Below are 6,340 nucleotides of genomic sequence, written 5' to 3'. Positions count from 1 at the left end.
GCGGCGGCATGGTGGGCACGCATGCGGGCGACATGATTGGCGAGATCGCGCTGGCGATCGAGATGGGGGCGGACGCCGTCGACATAGGCAAGACCATCCATCCGCACCCGACGCTGGGCGAAAGCATAGGCATGGCGGCGGAAGTCGCGCATGGCAGCTGCACGGACGTGCCCCCGGTGCGCAAGTAATCCGCGCGCTTGAGGCCACAAGGCCGCACATGCTCCTTGGCGCATGTGCGGCTTTTTCGTTGGAATGCTCACGGCCCGTGCAGGGGCGCCGGCTCAGGGGGCGTCATACGATTTCATCGCGCACGCACTCCCGGATGGCTTCGGGCACGGCCGTTTCGGCGGCGACCACGGTTTGCGGTCCGCAATCGCTTTGCCGTGTCAGGTGGTAGCGAAAGCCATCGCGCATCCAGGTCGGCACCTCGATGGGTTGCACGAAGAGGGTGCGTAGCACGTCCTGATCGGCCAGGCTCAAGTCATTGGCGAGGATGTGACCGCGGCTGCGCAGGCGAGAGCCCGGCATGCCGTAACCTGCGAGCCCGCCGAGCCGTTCGACGTCGATACGGCCCCAGCCGGCGACCGGACTCGTGGAAAGCAGGTCGGCTTCCATTTCAGAGTCCCACTTTCTGCCAGCCGGCGTTGACGCCACTTTCCACTGCCGATTCCTTGCCAAACAGCTCGGTGGCCGCCTGCCGTGTCCGCGCGGCGAACTCCGCCATGGACATGCGCGGGCGCTGGCCGGCGCTGGTGATCACATGGAACCAGACCTGACCCACGGTGTCCCAGCTGTTGCCTCCCGCCTGCTTGCAGGCGGTGCTGAACGCGAGATTCGGCGGGCCGCTGGTGTAGTGCGGGTCCATGCCGCGCTTGAGCTGCTCGTAATGCGCGGGCTGGGCGGCGAGGCAGTGCTTGCCGCCTGGGTTGGACATGTCGCGCAGGCAGGTGAAACCGCGACTGAGCGAAGTCCTGCCGAGAATTTCCTTGCCGATCAGCCAGTCCGCGCTGGCCGAGTCCTGCTGGAATCGCCATTGGCGGAACATCGAGCCAAAGCAGTCCGAAATGCTCTCATTGAGGCCACCCGGTTCTTCGTCGTAGTCGAGTTGCAGCGTGTACTGGGTCAGGCCATGGGCGAGCTCGTGGCCGATCACGTCGGTGCCCGTCGTGAAGTCGATGAAGAGTTCACCATCCCCGTCGCCGTAGATCATCTGCAGCCCGTTCCACATCGCATTGTTGTACTTCCTGCCGTAGTGCACCGAGGACATCAGCGTCATTCCAGCGTTGTCCATGGAGTTGCGTTTGAATACCTGGCGCAGGAAAGTCGCGAGATGGTCGGTTTCTGTATAGGTGCGGCTGACGGTGATGTCCGCGGAAGTGGCTGGATCCCTGACTTGCGAGCCCGGCAGGCTCAGCGTCTGCTTGCAGTCGAACAGCGTGACCTCGGGGTTTTCGGTCAGGGTCGAGAGGGGATGGGTCTCGAGCAGAAACCCGGCGAGTCTCTTGGTCTGCAGCCGTATGTCGCGAAGATGCTGGGTCAGGCGCGCGGAATAGTCCGCATTCTTGCAAATTTCCTCGGACAACTGCGGGTCACAGGCCCAGCGCTTGAGCACGTCGTCCGGAATGAACTGGCATTGGCATCGGTACATTTTGAACCCCTCCCAGGCATGCAGTGGAAAGAGGAGCAGCCGAAAGACTCAAGCCCCAGAGGCTAGGGCAAAGGCTGGCTGGCCCCGTCCGTTCGGCAGGAGCGCGAACTGCGTTCCATCTGCCGCGCTTTCATGGTAAATCCGGAGGAGGAAGGGGGCAGCCAGAGGCCCTACCGGCGCGGATGACTCCGGCTGGATCAGCCAGGCTGCAGCACGGTCTCGTTCAGGTGGCGCCATTCCTCGGGCGTGACTTCGCTGATCGACAGACGATTGCCTTTTTGCAACACCGTCATGCCGGCGAGCGCGGGATGGGCGCGCAGTTCGGCAATGCCGACCGGTCGCGTCTTGCACAGCGCCTTGACGTCGACCAGCAGCCAGCGCGGCTTGTCGATGCTGGCGCGCGGGTCGTGATAGGGGCTTGCGGGATCGAATTGCGTGGGGTCGACGCGCGCCGCGCTCGCGATGCACGCCAGCCCGTAGATGCCGGGCTCGGCGCAGCTCGAATGCCAGTACAGCACGCCATCGCCCACCTGCATGCGGTCGCGCATGAAGTTGCGTGCCTGGTAGTTGCGCACGCCGCTCCAGGCCAGTGTGGCATCGGGGGCGGCAAGCGCATGGTCTATGGATTCGGTCTCGGGCTCGTTTTTCATCAGCCAGAAACGGCGTTCGCAGGGGGAGTGTGGGAATGGGGTGCAGGACATGGCTGCATTGTGGCAAAGCCCGGGCGGGGCGGGCCAGTTCAGCGGCGCGCTGCTTTGCGCGCCCGGCTCAGCAGGGCATCGGCATGTGCCGGACTGCCCACGGGCATGTCGATGTCGGTGGCCTGGGCGACGCGGATGCAGTCGCGAATATGCTGCTCGCCGAGAAACCGCAAGGCCGCATAGCCCAGTGCGGCCGCAGTGGCGGTGCCAAAGATAGGTACGAACTTGCTGACCTGCTTGGCGGCCATGCGCGTTGCCGCTTGCTGCACCAGCCGGATGATCATCTCGCGCGTGACCAGCTTGCCGATCAGCACCGAGCCGACAAGGGCCACGGCTTTTTGCACGCCTGCGCGCCGCGAAGGATCGAGCGCATCGATCTGCTCGACGCTCAGGCCGAATTCCTTGCTGATGCGCGGCACCAGGCGCGACAGCAGCGCGGCATCGACTGCCCAGTCCAGGCCTGGAATGGGCACGGCGCTGACGAATGCGCCGGCGAGCGCGCGCCGGTGCAGCAACTTGCGCGAACGCTGCGCGGCCGCATCGATCTGCGCCTGCCTTGCCGGCGCGAGGGTGCCGTCAGCGGCTATCGGTGATGCGCTCATCGGTCCGTGGTCTTGCTGCGCACGAACTGGTAGATCACCAGCAGCACGATCGCGCCAACGATGGAGGCAATCCAGCCTGCGGCATCCCCCTGCTGGTACCAGCCCATGGCCACGCCGATGTAGCTTGCCAGGAACGCGCCGGCAATGCCCAGCAGGATGGTCATGATCCATCCGAGGCTGTCATCACCAGGTTTGATGGCGCGTGCGATCAGACCCACGATAAGACCGACGATCAAGGTTCCGAGAAGAGAGAACATAAGGTGGCTCCTTGAGAGTGAGGGGTTCGATACCCGACTCTAGTGCCCACGCCGCGAGGGGCTGTGTCGGACAGGGGCTTAACCTGTCGCGCAGGACGCTGGTGTCCGACAACCAGTGGTTCAGCGTGCGATGGCGATGGGATCGCCGGTGAGCTCGGCGGTTTCGACGCGGCGCGCACCATCGAAGCGGCGCGACCAGTAAGGCGTCTGCATGCTTTCGACGCGCACCGTGGCGCCGGTGCGGGGGGCGTGGATGAACTTGCCCTCGCCGACATAGATGCCCACGTGGCTGAAAGCGCGGCGCATGGTGTTGAAGAACACCAGATCGCCGGGCTGCAATTCGTTCTTGTCGATTTTCTGCGTGGCATGCGCCTGCTCGTCGGCGCGGCGCGGCAGCACCAGGCCTACGGTCTGCGAGTAGATGGCGCGCACGAAACCGCTGCAATCGAAGCCCGTGGCGGCGCTGTTGCCTCCGCGGCGATAGGGCACGCCCAGGAAGCCCATGGCCGCACCGACCAGCTCGGAGGTACGCGCTGCCACGTTGTGGCTGGCTTCGTGCAATTGGGTATTGATTTGCGAGATCAGGCCCCTGCTGACCAGCAGGCGCTGCATGTCGTCGTCGGCGGAGCGGCCGTCAGGCGCTGCATGGGCGCTGACGCAGGTGAAAAGAAGAGCACACAACCATCTGGACATGGGGACAAAGGGTAACATGGAAAGCTTGTTTGGCGCACTTTGAAGCGCGGCTTGGTGGATTTTTTCTGGATTGAAACGCATTTGCAGCGGCGATGCGGCACGCTGTCGCGCCGGGAGCCCGTCAGGGCGCAGGGGCGCACCCAGGCTGCGACAATGCTGCCATTGCGGACCGAAAAAGAAAGATTTCCATGTTGCTTGACTCGTTTGAATCCCAACTGGTGCTGGTGGATTACCAGGAGCGCCTGATGCCGGCCATTTTTGAAGGCGCGGCCGTGCTGGCCAATGCCAGGCTACTGGCCCAGGTGGCCCAGCGGCTGGAAGTGCCGGTCTGGGGCACGGAGCAAAACCCTTCCAGGCTCGGCGCCAACGACACCCAACTGCGCGCGCTGTGCGGCAAGACGCTGGCCAAGATGCAGTTCAGCGGCGTCGAAGAAGGCCTGGGCGAGTGGCTGCGTCCGCCTGCACGCCCCCAGGGCGGCAATGCCCGCAGCCTGCCCAAGCACCTGCAAAAGCCCCAGAACCAGGAAGCCGAGCGCGGCACCATCGTGCTGGCCGGCTGCGAAGCCCATGTGTGCCTGCTGCAGACCGCGCTCGACCTGGTCGAGGAAGAGTTCGACGTCTGGGTCGTGACCGACGCTTGCAGCTCGCGCACCGAGCGCAACCGTGACGCGGCCTTTGACCGGCTCGCCGGTGCCGGCGTCGAGCTCGTGACCACCGAAATGGTGGTGTTCGAATGGCTGGGCAGCTGCGAGCATCCGGCGTTCAAGGAAGTGCTGGCGCTTATCAAGTAAGCCCCAAGCGCGCCGGCCCCGCGCGCGGGCGCGTCCATGGCCGACCTACAATGGCCGCCTCCATTTTGCCGGTGCCGTCGATGGCGCCGGTGCTCACCCTCTTAAAAGAGTCATTCCGTGCAGCTCACACCTTCCATTTTCAAAGCCTATGACATTCGCGGCGTCGTGCCGACGACCTTGAACGAAGCCGTGGTGCGCGGCGTCGGGCTCGCGTTCGGCCAGGCCGCGCGCGCTGAAGGCCAGACCACGGTGGCCGTGGGGCGCGACGGCCGCCTGTCGGGCCCGTCGCTGTCGGCGGCGCTGATCGACGGCCTGGTGGCCGCGGGCATCGAGGTGATAGACATCGGCGTGGCCACCACGCCCATGCTGTACTTCGCGGCCGCGACGCTGTGCCAAAGCGGCATCCAGGTCACGGGCAGCCACAATCCCAAGGACTACAACGGCCTGAAGATGGTGCTCAATGGCCGGGCCATTTATGGCGAAGAGATCCAGGCCCTGCGCCGCACCATGGAAGAAGAGACCTGGCAACTGCTGCCCGGCGGCTCGGTGCGCCATGCCGACGTGCTGGCCGACTATACGGCGCGCATCGTCGGTGACGTGAAGCTCGCGCGGCCGATGAAGATCGTCGTCGATTGCGGCAATGGCGTGGCCGGGGCGTCGGCGCCCGGCATCTTCCGCGCGCTGGGCTGCGAGGTGGTGGAGCTGTTTTCCGAAGTCGATGGCAATTTTCCCAACCACCATCCCGACCCGAGCAAGCCCGAGAACCTGCGTGACCTGATCGCCGCGCTCGCGGACAGCGATGCCGAACTGGGCCTGGCGTTCGACGGCGACGGCGACCGCCTGGGCATCGTCACCAAGGATGGCATCAATATCTTCCCCGATCGCCAGATGATGCTGTTCGCGCGCGACGTGCTGTCGCGCGTGCCCGGTGGCAGCATTGTGTTCGACGTCAAATGCAGCCAGCGTCTGGCGCCCGCCATCCGCGAAGCCGGCGGTGAGCCGGTCATGTTCAAGACCGGCCACTCGCTGATCAAGGCGCGCATGAAGGAGCTCGACTCCCCGCTGGGCGGCGAGATGAGCGGTCATATCTTCTTCAAGGAGCGCTGGTTCGGCTTCGACGACGGCACCTATGCGGGTTGCCGCCTGCTGGAGATCGTCAGCCGCAGCGACGACCCGAGCGCGCTGCTGAACGCGCTGCCCACCAGCCATTCGACGCCCGAACTCAATGTGGCCTGCGCCGAAGGCGAACCGCACCGCCTGACGGCCGAGCTGCAGGCGCTGGCCGCGGGCAGCTTTGCCGCACCGGCCGAGCTCAATACCATCGACGGCCTGCGCGTCGACTGGCCCGACGGCTTTGGCCTGATCCGCGCCAGCAACACCACGCCGGTGCTGGTCCTGCGCTTCGAGGGCCATACGCTGGCGGCGCTGCAGCGCATCGAGGCCGATATGCTGGCTTTGCTGGAACGCGTCAAGCCCGGCGCGCAAATCGGCAGCGCTGCGCACTGATGAAGCACCCCCTGAGCGGCTTACGCCGCTTCCCCCTCTCAACCTTCGGTGGAGGGGGACGACACCCTCGCTGCGGGGCGGCCCTTGCTCGGTGTCTCCCCGCTGTGATGCGCCAGTTTCACGGAGTACATCGGGCAGTACG

General features: G+C 65.3%; 8 protein-coding genes and 1 pseudogene. 3 read left to right on the top strand and 6 right to left on the bottom strand.

Annotated features, from left to right (window positions below; translation table 11 throughout):
• Nucleotides 1–188, top strand: a pseudogene (locus GVL12_RS06580) (dihydrolipoyl dehydrogenase); the annotation flags it as partial.
• A 103-nt stretch (nucleotides 189–291) separates the two neighbouring features.
• On the opposite strand, the gene GVL12_RS06575 reads toward GVL12_RS06580, so the two are convergent.
• The 6 genes from GVL12_RS06575 to GVL12_RS06550 all read right to left on the bottom strand — a co-directional run bounded on the left by GVL12_RS06575 (nucleotide 292) and on the right by GVL12_RS06550 (nucleotide 3,901).
• The gene (locus GVL12_RS06575) at nucleotides 292–615 is read right to left on the bottom strand and encodes a protealysin inhibitor emfourin (protein WP_159912079.1); all 324 of its coding nucleotides are present in this window, start codon (nucleotides 613–615) and stop codon (nucleotides 292–294) included.
• Between the two features lies 1 nt (nucleotide 616).
• Nucleotides 617–1,648: a M4 family metallopeptidase gene (locus GVL12_RS06570; RefSeq protein ID WP_159912077.1), complete on the bottom strand. Its 1,032-nt coding sequence runs from the start codon at nucleotides 1,646–1,648 to the stop codon at nucleotides 617–619.
• Nucleotides 1,649–1,845: 197 nt separating this feature from the next.
• A complete protein-coding gene (locus GVL12_RS06565) occupies nucleotides 1,846–2,349 on the bottom strand; it encodes an EVE domain-containing protein (RefSeq protein ID WP_159912075.1) in 504 nt (167 codons plus the stop codon).
• Nucleotides 2,350–2,387: 38 nt separating this feature from the next.
• Nucleotides 2,388–2,951 (bottom strand): hypothetical protein, encoded by a 564-nt coding sequence (locus tag GVL12_RS06560; protein ID WP_159912073.1) that lies wholly within the window; start codon nucleotides 2,949–2,951, stop codon nucleotides 2,388–2,390.
• A complete protein-coding gene (locus tag GVL12_RS06555; protein ID WP_159912071.1) occupies nucleotides 2,948–3,208 on the bottom strand; it encodes a GlsB/YeaQ/YmgE family stress response membrane protein in 261 nt (86 codons plus the stop codon). The genes GVL12_RS06560 and GVL12_RS06555 overlap by 4 nt, the downstream gene beginning before the upstream one ends.
• 120 nt (nucleotides 3,209–3,328) lie before the next feature.
• A complete protein-coding gene (locus GVL12_RS06550) occupies nucleotides 3,329–3,901 on the bottom strand; it encodes a C40 family peptidase (RefSeq protein WP_159912069.1) in 573 nt (190 codons plus the stop codon).
• 188 nt (nucleotides 3,902–4,089) lie between these two features.
• On the opposite strand from GVL12_RS06550, the gene GVL12_RS06545 reads away from it, so the two are divergent.
• Both GVL12_RS06545 and GVL12_RS06540 read left to right on the top strand, forming a co-directional pair.
• Nucleotides 4,090–4,692 (top strand): isochorismatase family protein, encoded by a 603-nt coding sequence (locus tag GVL12_RS06545; protein WP_159912067.1) that lies wholly within the window; start codon nucleotides 4,090–4,092, stop codon nucleotides 4,690–4,692.
• Nucleotides 4,693–4,809: 117 nt separating this feature from the next.
• A complete protein-coding gene (locus GVL12_RS06540; RefSeq protein ID WP_159912065.1) occupies nucleotides 4,810–6,198 on the top strand; it encodes a phosphomannomutase/phosphoglucomutase in 1,389 nt (462 codons plus the stop codon).
• The last annotated feature ends 142 nt before the right edge of the window (nucleotides 6,199–6,340 follow it).

Origin of the sequence: Pantoea sp. 18069, assembly GCF_902706035.1 — a bacterium.
Lineage (GTDB): Bacteria > Pseudomonadota > Gammaproteobacteria > Burkholderiales > Burkholderiaceae_C > Comamonas.
Note: the sequence above shows the minus strand (reverse complement) of the source record. Positions and strands in the feature narration are given on the sequence as shown.

Excerpts from the sequence above, each read along its gene's own strand:
- GVL12_RS06575 (WP_159912079.1), bottom strand. The coding sequence starts at position 615 with ATGGAAGCCGACCTGCTTTCCACGAGTCCGGTCGCCGGCTGGGGCCGT.
- GVL12_RS06570 (WP_159912077.1), bottom strand. The coding sequence starts at position 1,648 with ATGTACCGATGCCAATGCCAGTTCATTCCGGACGACGTGCTCAAGCGC.
- GVL12_RS06565 (WP_159912075.1), bottom strand. The coding sequence starts at position 2,349 with ATGTCCTGCACCCCATTCCCACACTCCCCCTGCGAACGCCGTTTCTGG.
- GVL12_RS06560 (WP_159912073.1), bottom strand. The coding sequence starts at position 2,951 with ATGAGCGCATCACCGATAGCCGCTGACGGCACCCTCGCGCCGGCAAGG.
- GVL12_RS06555 (WP_159912071.1), bottom strand. The coding sequence starts at position 3,208 with ATGTTCTCTCTTCTCGGAACCTTGATCGTCGGTCTTATCGTGGGTCTG.
- GVL12_RS06550 (WP_159912069.1), bottom strand. The coding sequence starts at position 3,901 with ATGTCCAGATGGTTGTGTGCTCTTCTTTTCACCTGCGTCAGCGCCCAT.
- GVL12_RS06545 (WP_159912067.1), top strand. The coding sequence starts at position 4,090 with ATGTTGCTTGACTCGTTTGAATCCCAACTGGTGCTGGTGGATTACCAG.